The 16770-nt window shown below is 46.8% G+C and carries 6 protein-coding genes; 4 read left to right on the top strand and 2 right to left on the bottom strand.

The window, feature by feature from the left end:
- Nucleotides 1–5: 5 nt before the first annotated feature.
- Entirely contained in the window at nucleotides 6–767 is a 762-nt protein-coding gene (gene epsC / locus HCZ42_RS10800) for a serine O-acetyltransferase EpsC (RefSeq protein WP_167420709.1), read from the bottom strand.
- A gap of 276 nt (nucleotides 768–1043) precedes the next feature.
- Here epsC and HCZ42_RS10795 point away from each other — a divergent pair, with 276 nt between their 5' ends.
- Nucleotides 1044–1763 (top strand): carbonic anhydrase, encoded by a 720-nt coding sequence (locus tag HCZ42_RS10795; protein ID WP_167420708.1) that lies wholly within the window; start codon nucleotides 1044–1046, stop codon nucleotides 1761–1763.
- A gap of 68 nt (nucleotides 1764–1831) precedes the next feature.
- On the opposite strand, the gene HCZ42_RS10790 is transcribed toward HCZ42_RS10795, so the two are convergent.
- Nucleotides 1832–2278 carry an exoribonuclease R gene (locus HCZ42_RS10790; protein WP_167420707.1) on the bottom strand — a complete coding sequence of 149 codons (447 nt, stop codon included), beginning with the start codon at nucleotides 2276–2278 and terminating at the stop codon, nucleotides 1832–1834.
- Between the two features lie 503 nt (nucleotides 2279–2781).
- On the opposite strand from HCZ42_RS10790, the gene HCZ42_RS10785 reads away from it, so the two are divergent.
- The 3 genes from HCZ42_RS10785 to HCZ42_RS10775 all read left to right on the top strand — a co-directional run bounded on the left by HCZ42_RS10785 (nucleotide 2782) and on the right by HCZ42_RS10775 (nucleotide 16762).
- Nucleotides 2782–3990, top strand: coding sequence for a NupC/NupG family nucleoside CNT transporter (locus HCZ42_RS10785; RefSeq protein ID WP_167420706.1), 1209 nt, complete (start codon nucleotides 2782–2784; stop codon nucleotides 3988–3990).
- A 174-nt stretch (nucleotides 3991–4164) separates the two neighbouring features.
- Complete coding sequence (pepT, locus tag HCZ42_RS10780; protein WP_167420705.1) at nucleotides 4165–5394, top strand: peptidase T; 1230 nt, start codon at nucleotides 4165–4167, stop codon at nucleotides 5392–5394.
- Nucleotides 5395–5773: 379 nt separating this feature from the next.
- Complete coding sequence (locus tag HCZ42_RS10775) at nucleotides 5774–16762, top strand: DUF11 domain-containing protein (protein ID WP_254868939.1); 10989 nt, start codon at nucleotides 5774–5776, stop codon at nucleotides 16760–16762.
- Nucleotides 16763–16770 lie beyond the last annotated feature (8 nt).

Genomic DNA, 16770 nt, shown 5'->3' with positions numbered 1-16770 from the left:
GGTTCCTAAACTTGTTCTGATTGATTAGAAAGAGTAGCCAGTGACGACGGAGCCTGACCAACAGGTTTCGCGGGCGCGCCTGCTACCACAATGCCATTAGACACAGGTTTTAGTACGACAGAATTTGCCGCAACAATAGCGTTTTCACCGACTTCGATGTTTCCAAGCACGCTAGCGCTGGCACAAATCAGAGCGCCTCGGCGTATTTTAGGGTGTCTGTCTCCGGTTTCATTCAACGTACTGCCAAGCGTAACGCCGTGCCAGATACTGACTTCGTCTTCGACGACTGCTGTCTCACCAATCACTAAACCAATCCCGTGGTCAATAAACAAGCCTTGTCCCAGTTTAGCCGCTGGGTGGATATCGATATTCCATTGCAGTGAAATCCAGTTTTGCAACAGTACCGCGCTTTGGATATCGCCACTATTCCAAATGGCGTGAGCGATTCTATAAGCTTGGATCGCAGCAATACCACGAAAAGAAAGTAGGGCGGTTAAGTGATCTGGACAGGCGGGATTTAAGCTCACTATCCGGTTTATGTCGGCTTCTGCTGCCGTTGCTATTTCAGGGTGATGGTTGATGACGTCATCAAACCACTCTTTGAGAAGTGAACGCTTAAGCTGCTCTTGCAGGCTATCGGCTAAGTGTCCCGTTAACGCGCTAGGGAAGTCTTCATAGGCGAATATTTTCGAATTGATGTAATCCTGCAGGCGAGGATTTTTGCGTACTAGGCCTTGCGCTTGTGTATTGATGTCTGACCAAATCATTGATGTTGCTCAAATGTTAACGATGAGAACAGTATAAATAGCGATTTTGATTGCGGACAATAAGGTCAATTGGCTTTTTTGTTGCGCTTAAGGCAACACTGGCTGGCGTTGATTTTTTGAACCAAGGTATTTGATTTGTTTGGACGCAATTTGGTGCTCAGTACAAGTATTGCGACTGCTTCCAAATTTACTCTGCAATCATAGATTCCATAGTAAATGTTAGATTTATGGGTGCTTAACATACATCGATTAGCAAACATAACAAAAGGAATCATGATGAAGAAAAACGTTGTAGTGTTGGCATTATTAAGTGCAGTTGCGTCTTCGAGTTACGCCTCCAATTGGGGTTATGAAGGTGAACATGGTCCAGAGCACTGGGGCAATGTGGCAGCAGAATGTGCCCAAGGTAAGAACCAAAGCCCAATTGATATTCATCAGCCTGTTGAAGCCGATCTGGTTGATCTTAATATCAACTACACCGGTGTGGTAACGGGTATCACCAACAATGGCCACACTTTGCAGGCGAAAGTAGAGGGAGCAAATACATTTAAAGTGGATGGTGTGGAGTTCTCTCTCGCTCAGTTCCATTTCCATACACCATCCGAAAACACGGTAAAAAGTCAGCACTATCCGCTAGAAGCACACTTTGTTAACGCAGATAAAGACGGTAACTTAGCGGTTATTGCTGTGATGTTTGATCAGGCACAATCGGCTAACCCTCAACTAGCGAAGTTGCTAGAAGCGGCGCCTCAAAAAGGTGAGACCAAATCTCTCTCGAGCAGCTTTAAACTGACGGAGTTGCTGCCAAATGAGGATGACTACTATCGCTTCAATGGTTCGTTGACGACACCGCCTTGTAGCGAAGGCGTACGTTGGTTCGTGATGAAAGAAGCGAAGAGTTTGTCCGCAGGCCAAATCGGCCAGTTTGAACAAGCGATGGGCCACAACAATCGTCCGGTTCAGCCGCTTAACGCGCGTAAAGTGCTGACAGACTGATTATTCTATGGAATATGAAAAAGCCCGCCGAAGATGGCGGGCTTTTTATTTGCGAATCGCTAGTCAGCTTAGCTATTTTGGGCGATTTGAGCATATTGTCTGAGCAAGTCTGTCAGGGTGGTTACCCATTCCAAAGCGTTTTGTGGGCTCTGCTTAACGATGATTTCTACGTGATTACAGTGCGTTTGTAACGGAATTGCTCGCTCTAAATGGAAAGACACTGCATAGAAATGCCAAAGCAACAGACGCTGCATGCGTTCAATGTTTTGTTGCTTGTTATCAGATTCGCTAAACAATGCAGGCAGTTCACTCAACGCAATGGCATTCATTCTTAGCATCGCGTCAAACTGCGCTTCTTGAAGTTTGTCTTCGGATTCACTTTCATCGTGCTCAAAAGTAAACAGCTCGTTCATAGATTCTTCTGGAACCAGACGATGGACAAGTCTGAGGCTCAGTTCTTCGAGCTCTTCACGAGAGGATTGTGACAGGGAAGCGTAAGTGTAGTCGCGTTGCATGGTGATGTCTCGAACGTAAAACGGTCGCGTATTGTATACCCGTAGGCCACAATTATAAAAGCCCCACATGATTGTGGGGCCTTGGGTTGTGCTTGTTGTTAAGCCAATGACGTTGTTAGGGAGTAGGAATTATTTAAGGGTACGTTAAACCACTCAATATAAACCTAGAAGCCAAAATCGCGTTAGCCAAGTATTTTATCAATTAAGAATGATTGTATTTTCCGAACTGTGACTCTACTCCATAATGTGCGTGTAACAGCGTACGAGATTATTTCTTCTTCTCATCTTTTCCTCCGATAAAACACTCGTAAATACCGATATTGATTGCAGAGTGAACAGTTGAACGTTTGCTTAAAAATATGTGATGAATATCTATTTTTGTTCGTTATACTTTCCGCCCGGTTAAGAGCAGTGCTCTACCAATACAAGCCGTCACAGGGAATGGTGAATGACCCCACGGACCGGACCAGCTGCCAACTCAATGCTTGTAGAGGTTATCTTAAATGAATGTTTTATTTGGCTTAATCGGTATAGTCGTACTGTTAGCGTGTGCAGTTCTACTATCAGAAAGTCGCAAGTCGATTAATTGGAAAACAGTGTCTCGTGCATTGTTGCTTCAAGTCGGGTTTGCTGCTTTGGTGCTGTATTTCCCTTGGGGACAAGCCGCACTCACCAGTTTAAGTAGTGGTGTTTCGAGTCTATTAGGATTTGCCGATGAAGGCATTCGATTCCTATTTGGTGATTTAGCCAATACTGGTTTTATCTTTGCTGTTCGCGTTCTCCCTATTATCATTTTCTTCAGTGCTTTAATCTCTGCCCTTTATTACTTAGGTATCATGCAAAAAGTCATCGAATTTATCGGTGGTGGCATCCAGAAATTCCTCGGTACCAGTAAAGCTGAATCTCTCGTTGCGACAGGCAACATCTTCCTTTCTCAGGGTGAATCTCCTCTTCTTGTTCGTCCTTTCCTCTCTCGTATGACTCGCTCTGAACTATTCGCTGTAATGGCTGGTGGTATGGCGTCGGTAGCGGGCAGTGTGCTCGGTGGTTACGCAGGGCTAGGTGTCGAACTCAAGTACCTTATCGCAGCGAGTTTTATGGCTGCACCGGGCAGCTTGATGATGGCAAAAATTATCGTTCCTGAACGTGATACGCCGGTTGACCAATCCTCTGTAGAGATGGACAAAGCGCAAGAAAGTAACGTTATCGATGCACTGGCAAGTGGCGCGATGAATGGTATGAAGGTCGCGGTTGCCGTAGGTACTATGTTGATCGCATTCGTCAGTGTAATCGCGATGGTCAACACTGGTCTTGAGAGTTTAGGTGAGGTAGCGGGTTTCAGTGGCATCACCCTGCAAGCGCTATTCGGCTATCTGTTCTCGCCACTGGCTTGGGTGATCGGTGTCCCTTCTCATGAAGTACTAGCCGCGGGCTCTTACATTGGTCAGAAGATCGTAATGAACGAGTTTGTTGCTTTCATCGACTTTGTTGAGCACAAAGCGCTGCTCTCTGAGCACAGCCAAGTGATCATTACTTTTGCGCTGTGTGGCTTTGCTAACATAGGCTCAATTGCTATCCAGCTTGGTTCTATTGGTGTGATTGCCCCAGAGCGTCGCTCTGAAGTGGCTAACCTAGGTATCAAAGCGGTTTTGGCGGGTACGTTAGCCAACCTGATGAGCGCATGTTTGGCGGGTATTTTTATCCTGCTCTAAGTTGTAACACTTTACTTATAAAATAAAGCTCGGCCTTTGTGCCGAGCTTTTGTGTTTTTGCTAATCAGAAGGAAACCTGATTTACAGCAAAGCCTCTCATATCGTTAGGCGTAGGATGTGGTCTATGGATCCTACGCCCAAATGATAAGAGCGCCATTATAAGAGATAGACACGATGGATAAATTAGTACAACGCTTTCTGCGCTACGTTACCTTTGACACACAATCAAACCCAGATAACGCCCATTGCCCAAGTAGTGAAGGGCAGATGACCTTTGCCCAACATCTAAAACAAGAGCTGATCGATCTTGGCCTGAGCGATGTTTCTCTCGATCACAACGGTTACTTGATGGCGAGATTGCCGCGCAATGTTGATTATCCTGTGCCAGCGGTTGGCTTCATTGCCCATATGGACACCGCGCCGGATGCGTCGGGTAAAAAGGTTAAGCCACAGATTGTTGAAGACTACCAAGGCGGCGACATCGCACTAGGTAAAGGCGACGAAGTGCTGTCTCCTATCCAATATCCTGAGCTTCATAAGCTTCATGGACATAATTTAATTACCGCTGATGGTACGACATTATTAGGTGCGGATAATAAAGCGGGCATCGCTGAAATTCTTACCGCGGTCGCGCATCTTATCGCTAACCCTGATATCGCTCATGGTGATATCTGCATTGGTTTTACGCCAGATGAAGAAATTGGCCGTGGCGCAAACTTATTCGATGTTGAAAAGTTTGGCGCAGAGTGGGCGTACACGATTGATGGTGGCCCCGTCGGTGAATTGGAATACGAGAACTTTAATGCTACGACCGCCGATGTGATTTGCCACGGTGTAAATGTTCATCCGGGAACTGCGAAAGATAAGATGGTGAACGCGATGAATATCGCCGCCAAATTCCAACTTATGATGCCGGAAGATGAAACACCGGAAACCACTGAAGGTTATCAGGGTTTTTATCATTTAAAATCGGCACGTATGTCGGTAGCACGTAGTGAGCTCAGCTATATTATTCGCGATTTTGAACGTGACGGTTTAGCCCAAAGAAAAGCCTTTATGCAGCAAAAGGTTGATGAGCTAAATTCGACCTTAAATAAAGGTAAAGTTGAATTAAAATTAACAGACAGTTATTTCAATATGAAAGAAATGGTTGAACCATTTCCGCATATTATTGATTTGGCAAAACAAGCCATGGAAGCATGTGATGTTGAGCCGTTAATCAAGCCGATTCGTGGTGGCACTGATGGTGCGAGATTATCCTTTATGGGGTTGCCGTGCCCGAACATCTTTACTGGTGGATATAATTTTCATGGTATTCATGAATTCATCACGATAGAAGGTATGGAACAAGCGGTAAATGTGATTGTTACGCTATCTAATCGAATAGCTTTACAGTATAAATAATATTACACCATAAAAATGAGCTTCAATTGACTTGAGGCTCATTCTCTCATTGTTTAACAAATTTAAATATTGTTTCATTTATTTTAACTTTTTAATAAATGGCGTTTTTCTTTGTTTTATAATAACTAAATTTCAAAAATATCCCTTATGATACTCTATATTGTAAGTTTATTCTTACATTTTAACTAATCAATTTTATTATATATATTCTGTTCTTTAAATAACCAATTCATTGGTATATTATCCGCACTCGAATAAAACCCCGATCAATAACTTACACCTCGTCAATCCTTGTCGAAGTATTTTTGCAGTTAATAACAACCTATTTACAGTGGGATAACTCAGTTTGTTCAATCAGTTTTCTTCTAGACTTTATACATTGTTAACTTTGCTTCTACTTGCTTTCTCGGTTCGCGCATTGGCGGCAGATATCGATGTTAGTGTTTCGCCAGTTGAAGCCGTTTACGAAAACGGTAAAGTTGTCGAGTATGAAGTCTCGGTAAAAAACAATACGGCGAGTAGGATACAAAATGTCGCTGTGCAATATTTGGTATGGGATACCTTGGCGTCGACAGAATCAGGTAGTGGCAAAGCTTTTACCAGCCTGACGACAACTGCCTCTTTCACTTATGCGTCAGAACCGGGCACGTATGCCAGCACGAACGACAACCTCGATGTGGTGGATGCGGAGTTGTTTCCTTACGGTTCAATTGTCTATCGCATGCAGGCAAAAGTGAGTGACGACGTTACTGGCACTATAACGCTACCCAACGCCAAAGTAAGCCTTGATGTTGACGGCGATGGAACCCCAGAGCAGTTCGAATCGCCACAGGCCACTGTGTTTAATCCGGTTCCTTACCAGTACAACTTGAGTTTGTCAGTCGACAAACCAGAGTATGTTGTAGGACAAACCCTCACTTACACTCTAACTGCGACCAATACGGGCGAATATGCCGTGCAAGGTCTCGACATTGCACAGGCATTTAAGTCACTTTCTGTTGAGAATATCTCAGGTGACTCTGTTAGTCCGTTTAGCTCGGTATCGATCAGCGGTAAAGAGTCAGGTAGTAGCAGTGAGTTAGGGACGTTTGCCACCAGTGATAACCTTAACGTCACGGACGCGAAGATCGATGTGGGCGGATCGCTGACTTACACCATTCTCGCGACTGTTGCAGATGATTTGGTAGGTGACATTGTCACGTCTGCAAGTTCGACGACCAAAGATGGTGTGGTGATTAGTGAGGAACGTACTACTCCTCCCGCAAAAGCAGAAGTCACTATCACACACTCGGTCAATAAGACCTCCTCATACATAGTCGGTGAACAGCGTGTATTCAATATTGAAGTGAAGAATACCGGTGCTGGCGTAGCCCATGACTTTAACGTCAAACACAATATTGATAGCGTGCTATCGACACTTGGTCTGGGCAACAACCTACAATCCGAACACAACCATACCGACGTAACGGGGAATCCGTTTGCGACTTGGACGATTCGTGTCACCGGTATTGGCGCCAATTCTCATTCATCAATTAACGAAACTGGCACTCTAACCGATGTTGCGTTTGATGACACCATCTCACTGTATCCGAACGAATCCATCAGCTACGAAATTGCCGCTAACATTTCGCCAGTTGCGATTGGTGATATTCAAGGTCTTACCGCTTCACTCTATGACCAACATGGCGATTTTATTCAAGATGATCAAGTTAGCTCGGTAGTGAGCGCTGAGCGCGTCCTGAACGTTGATGATTCAGAAATCTCAATCAAAAAGACCACCAGTGCTTCACAGTATGTGCCGGGGCAAACGGTCGAATACGACATTACCGTTTCGAATAGCTCGTCTAAATATTTTGCTAACAACCTGAAAGTGGTTGATGACCTAACCTGTGTCACCACAGACCAAGCTGCCGGTGCTGGGGTAGGGCAGGCATTTAAACGCTGGAAGTTAGAACCCGCGAGCAGCGAGGATGATCAGGGTACGGATCCTGGCAGCTATAACTACGGTGCGTGGACAACGTCGCCGATCACAATGTCGCCAGACATCGCTCCGGGCAAAACGGTCCAATACAAACTGACTGCGGAAGTGAATGATTCAAGCGTTGGCTTAATCTTAGATGATGCTTCTTGTAGTGATAACGTGAGCGAAGAAGGCTCTGGTGTGCAGATGCCAGACGACAACCTACGCGCGAGTAAAGACGTGGATAACCGTTATTATTCGGCGGGTGACGTGCTTACTTACACCATACGTATCGATAACGATGGTGACGGTTTTGCCAATATGGTTCCCGTTGTCGATGAGATCTCAACGCTTGAAACCGTTAGCACGGCAGGGAAAATCATTCCCGCATTTATGAGCTGGGAAGTCACCGCAGAAGCTTACCGCTCTGATGGTTCTGCCGCGACATCGACCGATACCGGTATCTCGGGCACACTTACAAATCCAGATGACTTGAATGTACAGGCAACACTAGAGCCGCACTCCTACATCATCTACACCATCAAAGCAAAGATACACCCGCTGGCGAATGGTCATATTCAAAACAGCGTTACCGTTGATGGTACCGTGTATGCCGACCGAGGTTCGGACCCACGTGATTTCACGCTGCAAATGTCGAAAGCAGTCAAGACCAATAATGATTCAAGTTTTCACGGTGAGCAGACCAGCTACGCGAAACAAGAAACCGAAGTCACCTACCAAGTTCGAGTGAAAAACCCGAAAGGGAACGGCTATGCAACCAACGTACGTGTTGTCGATGAAATTTCAAACATTCAAGCGGAACTGCTAGAGCCTGATACGACGACGAAGCAAGTATTCTCATCTTGGACGATCAGCGCTGAGATTGTGTCGGACAATCCATTGCTTAACGGGAATAGCAAATTTACTGATGTCGGAACCTTTGAAGACAACAAAGACCTCGACACCGTTGCGCAGATCCCGCCGAACGTTGAAATCATCTACACCATTGTTGCGCAGATTGACCGCAGTAACGGTGATGAAATCGTCTATGGCGAAATCAAAAATACTGCGAGAGTTGAAACGCCTGATTCAGATTCTCAGTCACAATTGTCTGATACCGCATTGGTGAAACCCAAAACACCCGATGTGGTGGTAGTGAAAACAACTGACAATGACAACTTTGTTCCGGGTGAGTGGGTCGACTTCAAGGTTTCTGTGTATAACCGAGGTGCGGGCTATGCCAATGAAGTGGCGGTAAACGATGACATCATTGGTATGAACGCCTTCTCGGAATGGAAGATTACATCAGCGACGGATGACAATAACTCACCATTTAAAACGGGCAGTTATGCAGGTAGTAAGTCTAACTACCCAGATAACGGTAATATTAATACCAAGGTAGATATTGACCCGAAAACCGCGCAAGGCATGGGGTTCGTTACTTACACCATTCGCGGTTTAGTGCGTAACGACTACGACAAAGAAGAAATTTCCAACACGGTTGAGATTCGCGACCCAGCAACAGGGCTCAATCAATCTGCGTCAGCCGAGATCGGTGACAGCGGCGAAGATAAGCTCAACGTATCTATAGTAAAAACCGCGGACAAAACACTGTTTGTGCCGGGCGAAGACGTGATTTACAGCATCTACGTACAAAACAACAGTGCGAACACGGCAAACGAGTTGAAGCTGGTTGACCGTTTAACCGAAATCAAAGCGGTGCTTGCCAACGACAAAGATAAGCAATACCCAGACTATTACGATCAGTCTCCGTTTGAGTACTGGGAGTTTGATTACGGTGATGGTGCGGGTTGGCAAGGTCAAACGACTGAAGACCTAGTCTATCCACCAGGTTCAGACAGTACCAGTTTCTCACTTAAAGCAGGTGAAACCCGTGAGTTTAAAATTCGTGCGCGGGTTAAAGACAACGTAGTTGGTTCACTGAATGCGTCTGGTTCGTTTGACAATATTCTTGCCAACGATGCGTACATCTACCGCGACTTTAAAGAAGTGACTCAGCAAAGCCACGTTTCTCACCATGAGATGAGAAGAATTAATAGTGGTGGTAACACTACCCGTGAACTTCTGGTGAATGGCGTTAGCAGCCGTTACTACGCGCCGGGTGATACCTTGACTTACAAAGTCAAAGTCAGCTCGCAGAAGGGTTACTACAACAACCATAAAGTGTCTGAAAACATCAAAGATGTTGACGTATTGCTACTTGATGGCAGTAAAGCGAACCCGTTTGAAGATGTATTTAGCGTTGCGGTAGAAAAAGAAGACAGTAACGGCGGCGACGGGACAACCGACGGCACGCTTGATGGGATAGTAAAAGACAACGAAAACATCAATACCACGATTGACGTGGCGGGTGATGACTATGTGCTTTACACCGTGGAAGGCGTCGTGCGTGAAGACGCGGCAGGTAACATTACTATCGGCGGTATTACCGTTGAACCTTACGACTACCACTTAGTATTTAGCAAAACGACTGAGCAGAAAAACTACCAGCCAGGCTCACCGTTGACCTACCACCTAACGATCAAAAATGATGGGAAAGGCTCAGCGTATAACATCCCGATTATTGACGAACTTTCAACGATTGAAGTCGGTTTGTTAGATGGTACACAAGGCCCCGCTTTCCCTGATGGCTGGACGATCGTTCCAAACGTCGTGGGTGGTAATCCGGCGGCGGAAGTCGACTTGGATGGCACCATCGCTGACAACAAAGACATCTCCACTCATATGTCTGTTCCCGCTGGTGAAACCATTGATTATACCGTGACGGCGACCGTGAATAAGAACGCGGTGGGCGAAATTCTTAACTTGCTAAGAGTCGATGGCGATACCGTCAGTGCGCAGTCGAAAGCGGATACCCAGAAGTATGATTTCTCTAAGCACGTCACTAAGGTTTTCGACACGGACGGCACAACGGAGCTCACTGGTGGTTATACGCCAGGCGGTTATATCCAATACGAGATAATGTTGAAAAACCTCAACAACGCGCACCTTAAAGATGTTCCAGTTGTCGATGATATTCGTGGCATCACCACAGACTATTTTGATGGCACAATTGGCGCAGCGTTTGATTCATGGCAAATCAGCAGCGAAGTAGATAGCAGTGGCTTGTCTGATGCAGGTTCAGTGACTGACAACGACAACATCAATACCAGCTTTAACCTTGCTGGTAACAGCTTTGCCGATGGCGGTACTTACGTTAAGTACACCATCAAAGCCAAGATTTCTGAAAAAGCGGTTGGTCCGATTGAAAACGTCGCCAAGGTGAACGACAAGCATACGCTGACGTCTGAACGAGTAGATATGCTGGCGGCTGAGCTAACCAAATCTCACGTGGCATACACCGATAGCTCGTTTGCAACCAAGAAGACCACTTACAATCACACTGCGGATGGTGAAAAAGTTGTCTACCGCCTACGTCTAGAAAACAACGGTAAAGGCACGGAATATGGTGCGTCACTAAAAGAGCAGTTCTCTAAGATCGCTTCACGCCTTGCTCAAGACGCAACAGGTGAGGTGGATGACCAGCAAGGTGCGACGTTTGACCCCTTCGGTTGGAATGTCAAAGTGACCAAGTCGGACGAATTGGTTACTGACATCGCGGGCTATGCTGGTGGCGCAAACAGCGACATTGATATTGCAACCTTGTCTTTAGCGCCGGGCGGCTGGGTTGAGTTTGTGGTTGAAACACAAATTCGTCCAGATGCGCTTGGTGACGTGGTCGCTAAGCCGTATTACAACGGCAGCGTATTCCAAGCTTCGACCATCAAACCTGACGCTGATGACCTTGAAGTGACGAAGACCATTGTGTCTATCGGTGGCCGTCCTTACTCATCTGGCGACAGCTATAAACCGGGCGAAGAAGTCATTTATAACTTCAACGTCAATAACAAAGCTAAGGTATGGGCAGACCAAACAGAGATTCGCGATATCGTTTCCGATATTACGGTTGAAGTGTTGGGCGGTACGACTGAGCAAGCGTTCGACACTTTCTCTATCACCAATACCATGACGGTAGGTCTGGGTTCGGGCGTTGATACCTATTTACCTGCTTACGATGCGAATGATGACTTAAGCTTGATGGTTGATATTGCGCCGTCGGAAGAAGTCCACTTTGTTATCAAAGGAACGATCCGTGATGACGCTCTGGGTGTGATTGACGCAAACCACGCATTGGGTGGTAGTCATAGTGTCTCTACACCGACGATTCCGCCAATCGCGCCACAACTTGAGTTTGAAAAGTTGGTGACCAATACCACTGCCGATGGGGGGAGTTGTACCTTTCCATCCAGCACTGGTAAGAACTGTGAGTACAACCCGGGCGGTTTAGTTAGCTACCAGGTGATGATCAAAAACACTGGTGAAAGTATTGCCAACGACGTTGCGATTATCGATGAGTTAAGCACGATCAAAACGTCGACAGGCAGCGATGCGTTCAGCAGTTTCTCAACCACAGTGTTAGAGCAGCCAGATGCGGACCGTTTTGATATTAACGGCAACTACGCAGGTTCGGTGCCGCTGAATGCGACCATCGACTTGATGCCTGGCGATCGCGTGGTGTTTGGCTTGCAAGGTACCGTAGACGACGATGCAACTGGCACCATCACTAACGTGGCTCAAGTCGGCGGCCAATCGACTAATGAAGTTGTTCTAGACCAAGGTGAAGCTGAGATTCGGGCGATGAAGTTTACCGACACACCGACTTATGTGCCGGGTGGTGAAGTACGCTTTACCATGTTGATCGCCAACACAACAGACTCGAATGCCGACGTTCGTGTTGAAGATGCGATTTCAAAATTCATGGTTGAAACTGCAGATGGCAGCATGCAGACAGCGTTGAAGTCTTGGACAACAACGGCAAGCTTTATCTCAAATGTTGGAGCAATGCACAACGATGCAAGCGCAATCCAGGCAAGTGGTGATATTGACGCGATCGTCAAATTAGGTGCGGCAGACGTTGAACCAACAGTGCTGAAAATCGATGTGGTTGGTCTAGTTCGTGATGATGCCGTGGGCAAGTTTGGCAACACACTGTATGTCGATTCAATTCAATACGATCTGCGTGAGCACTTTATCTACCCGCAACCGGGTCAACTGAACGTAGCCAAAGACGCGTCAATTTCTCCCGCTTTATACGCTCCGGGTGACTCGATTGGCTTTGACATCGTCGTGGAAAACACTGGTAGTGGTTATCTGCAAAACGTTCTGATTGAAGACCTTGCCTCTGATATCAAAGCGAGCGTGGTCGACAGCATGTTGCCTAGCCACGTGTTTGATTCATGGGATGCATCAAAAAGCAGCATCACTATCGTTCCAGGTTCTGCGAGTGAAACCGTCACCATTGAGCAAAGTGATTTCGACAGTGCGGATGGCTTTACTGGTAAGTACAACTTAGCTCCGGGGGCGAAAATCGAGCTGCACCTAGAAGGCACGGTTAAAGGCAACGTGATTGGTGAAATTACCAATACGGTTAAGGTCAGCGCGGATAATTTAGACCCTGTGCAAGACAGTGCGACTTACCTGCCGATTGACGCGGACATAACGGTTTCGAAAGAAGTTGATAAGAGCATTTATCAAGCGAGAGATACGCTGACGTACACGATCACTTTGACCAACACCCAACGTGTTTGGGCAACCGATGTGTATGTGAAAGATCTCGTCAACGCCGTTGTCTCTGACACGATTTACGGCACGTCTATTTCTGTATTTGAAACGGGCAGTATCGAGATTGATGCCACGTCAAAAAATGGCACGACAACCTTACCTGCACTGAGTGGGGCTTACATCGATAATCGTGTAGATATCGCGCCAGAAGACGTTGTGACCATCACGGTTAAAGGGACGTTAAAGCCTGAAATTATTGGTGAAGTACGCAACGTGGTTAGCGTTGAGTATGACGGCAAGACAATTGAAGACGATGCGATCAGCACGCCGTTGATTCCATCTATCGTGGTGACCAAAACGCCGTATGAAGAGTATTACACTCCGGGTACCCTGAACGGTTTTGTTATTCAAATTACTAACCAAGACGCGGCCTTTGCTAGCGATATAGAAGTTAAAGATTTACTGACTTCAATGATGGTTGAAACCGCTGATGGAGTGGACAGAACCGGCTTTAGTCGTTGGACTTACCACTATGAAGCGAATGACCCAATGACCCAAGTGGATTCATTGGCGAAGAGTTGGAATAGTGATATCAACGATAAGGTAGACCTTGCGCCAAACGACACCATCACTTACGTGATTGCGGGTGAAGTTGATGAAAAAGCGGTTGGTGAGATCACTAACACCGCGAATGTTGAGTTTAACAGCAACGTTTATCAGCCAAGTGCGGTGATCAAGCCGAAACCATCGGCGGTGACTTTGCAGAAAACGGCCGACCAAGAATTCTATCAAGCTGGTCAACCGGCAACGTTTACCATTACCGTATCGAACGACGGTGAAGGTATCGCAGATAATGTCCATATCCAGGACATCATGAGCAACGTGTTGGTAACACTCGTCGATGGCACCACCGGACCCGCATTTGAATCTTGGACCATCACAACGTCAAGTTCGGATGCGGCGACCACGCTGACCTCTGTTCCGTCTGGTAAGAACCCAGATATCGATACCTACGCAGATATTGCGCCACTGAGTAACGTGACTTTCACCATCAATGGTGTGGTCAATCGCTACGCAACGACGGATATCTACAACCAAGCGATTGTTGATTTAACTGATTCAACCCAGTTGACCGCAGATGCGACGATCTTGAATCGTCCAATCTCGCTCACGATTGAAAAGTTTGTCGGTGAAACCGGAACGAATACTGAAGAACCGTATGAACCGGGTAAAGAATCGACTTTCCGTGTTGTGCTAACCAACCAAAATGAAGCGTTTGCGTCAGGTATTCAACTTCGTGATTTAGTTGATTCTATGAAGGTTGAAACGACGGCTGGAACGTTAGAACCGGTGTTTGATAACTGGTCGATAGAAGTGAAGAAGGGCAATGAATTGACGTCTATTGCACCCGACCCAAGCGGCAGCAATCGAAATGTTGATGCGGTTGTTCAACTTGCACCAAAAGACACTTTGGAGTTGGTGATCAAAGGTAAAGTGAATGACTACGCGATTGGTCAAATCGATAACAAAGCGTCGATGACGGTCAATACAGGTCATGCACAACACGCGTCTGCTATCGCAAGCTTATTGCCTGAGCCAGACAACGTGATCATTACCAAAGTGGCGGATGACCCGATTTATACTGCCGGAGAGAAAGCGACGTTCCGCATCAAGCTGTTTAACGACAGTAAAGGTTTTGCTAACGATGTGGTCCTAAAAGACATGATGTCGCGCATTAAGGTGCAGACTCGTCCGGACTTAACGACGGGTAACCGTGACGTTGTGAACGCATTCACCGATTGGACTATCGACGTGAAGAGCAACGACAGCCGCTCGAAACTGGTCTCAGGTTCAATTTCAGCCAACAGTGACGTTGATGTCGCAATGGATATCGCACCGGGTGATACCGCTGAGTTCGTGATTACCGGTACGGTGGATCCACGCGCAATGGGCGAAATCATTAACACCGCACATAAGATTGATGAAGTTCAAACGGAGTCGAGAGATGTAACCGTTGAAACGGTCAGCGCGATGATTACGCCAAAGTCTGTCAGCTTTGTGATCGATAAAACCACCACTAAAGGCGATGCGGCCGAATACACCAATGATGACGATGAGCTGACCTACATTCTGCGTATCAGCAACGAAGGGTCTTCTCTGGTGTCTGGTGCGCAGATGGTGGATGAAATCAGCAAGCTCGCGGGTGCAAACGGCAATTCCCTCTTCACCAGTTGGACGATGAAAATCGAAGAATGGCCAACGGGTACTGTGATTGGTGAATACAAAGACGTCGACCTTCAACTGCCTCAAGGTGGGCTGTCACTCGATCTACAACCGTATATGGGCAACGGCTATGTGATCACCATTACGGGTGAAATCAATAAAGGTCTGGACGATGACATCACCAACACCTTTACCGTAACCGACCCGGCAACGGGTGTCAGTGCGTCAGATGATGTGACTATTCACGTGAAGAAGTTTGCCGACAACGAAGGCGATCTGTTTATCACCAAAGAAGCACTCAAGACCGGCGCCCAAGTCGGTGACGTGGTTGAGTATGAAGTGATCATTCAAAACAACAATGAGTCTGAGTTCAAAGGCGTGAAATTGGTCGACCGTTACCCAGCAGGCTTTGCCTACGTACAAGGTTCGACAGAAATGACCAAGAGTGGTCCAGATGGTCAGTTTGATACCGCAGACGATGTTTACAGTAAAGAAGATCCAACGGTCACGCGCAGTATGACGTTTAACGTTGGCGACATGCTGGCGTATGGCGGCGCAGAGAAGATCATCACAGAGAAAGTCCGAATTCGATACCTGCTTCGCGTAACGGTTGGTGTGACATTTGGAAAATACGTGAATACGGCGGTTGCCATGACCCCACCTGAAGGTCAGGTGAGTGGTGCATTAGTCGCCAAATCTAATACCGCTACGGCAACGGTCGAGATTCTGCCAGACAAACTATTTGATTCCGCATCGATCATCGGCAAGGTCTTTGAAGACCATAACCGTGATGGTTTCCAAGCTGACGCCACCGCGTTTGATGTTGTCGTTTCGGCGAAGATCCCAACATACGACTACGTGCCGGGTTCGACCGTGGTGATCCGCAACGGGCGCGAAATGCCGGTGAAAGATGTCGAGCCAAATGACTCTCGATGGTTCGGTAAACGCGTTCAAGACACAGAAGGCGCGCATTTGAATTACCGTAACTCGTCGCAGCACAGTGCTAAGTCTGCCTTGGTTCAAGGTTTTGAAATCAGCAAGCTTTACGGCGTATCACGTAACCGCACCTTGCCAGACAGCAATAAGATGGTGTTCCAGTTCTCTACCAAGACTAACGCGGGTATCAGCCTGACCGTGGAGAGTAAAGGCGGAACCCGAGTATTGCTGCACAAAGACGGCACAGTGACGACAGAACACGTGGGTGATCGCAACAAAGGCCTCAGCGCAGAGAACCTCGATGTGACGCGTAACCTCTACAAAGACGGTGACGAGTACCTGTGGGAAATCGTAATTGAGAACAAGGGTATCTATGAAGACGGCATCCCTGGTATCCGCTTGTTGACGGTGGAAGGCATTGTGATTGAAACGGACCAATATGGCCGTTACCACGTGCCGGATCAGTGGGTACTGGATAAGAAGGGCAAAAACTTCTTGGTGAAAGTGGATACCGACTCGTTACCTACCGGAATGAAAGTCATTAGTGAGAACCCAAGGGTGCAGAGAATTTCACCGAACAAACTCACCAAATTTAACTTTAGTGTTGCAGTAGATGAGAAGCAGTAATCGTGGAA

The organism is Vibrio hepatarius (assembly GCF_011806575.1).
GTDB classification, from domain to species: Bacteria; Pseudomonadota; Gammaproteobacteria; order Enterobacterales; family Vibrionaceae; genus Vibrio; species Vibrio hepatarius_A.
The sequence above is the reverse complement of the archived record's forward strand: the minus strand, read 5'-3'. Positions and strand labels throughout refer to the sequence as shown.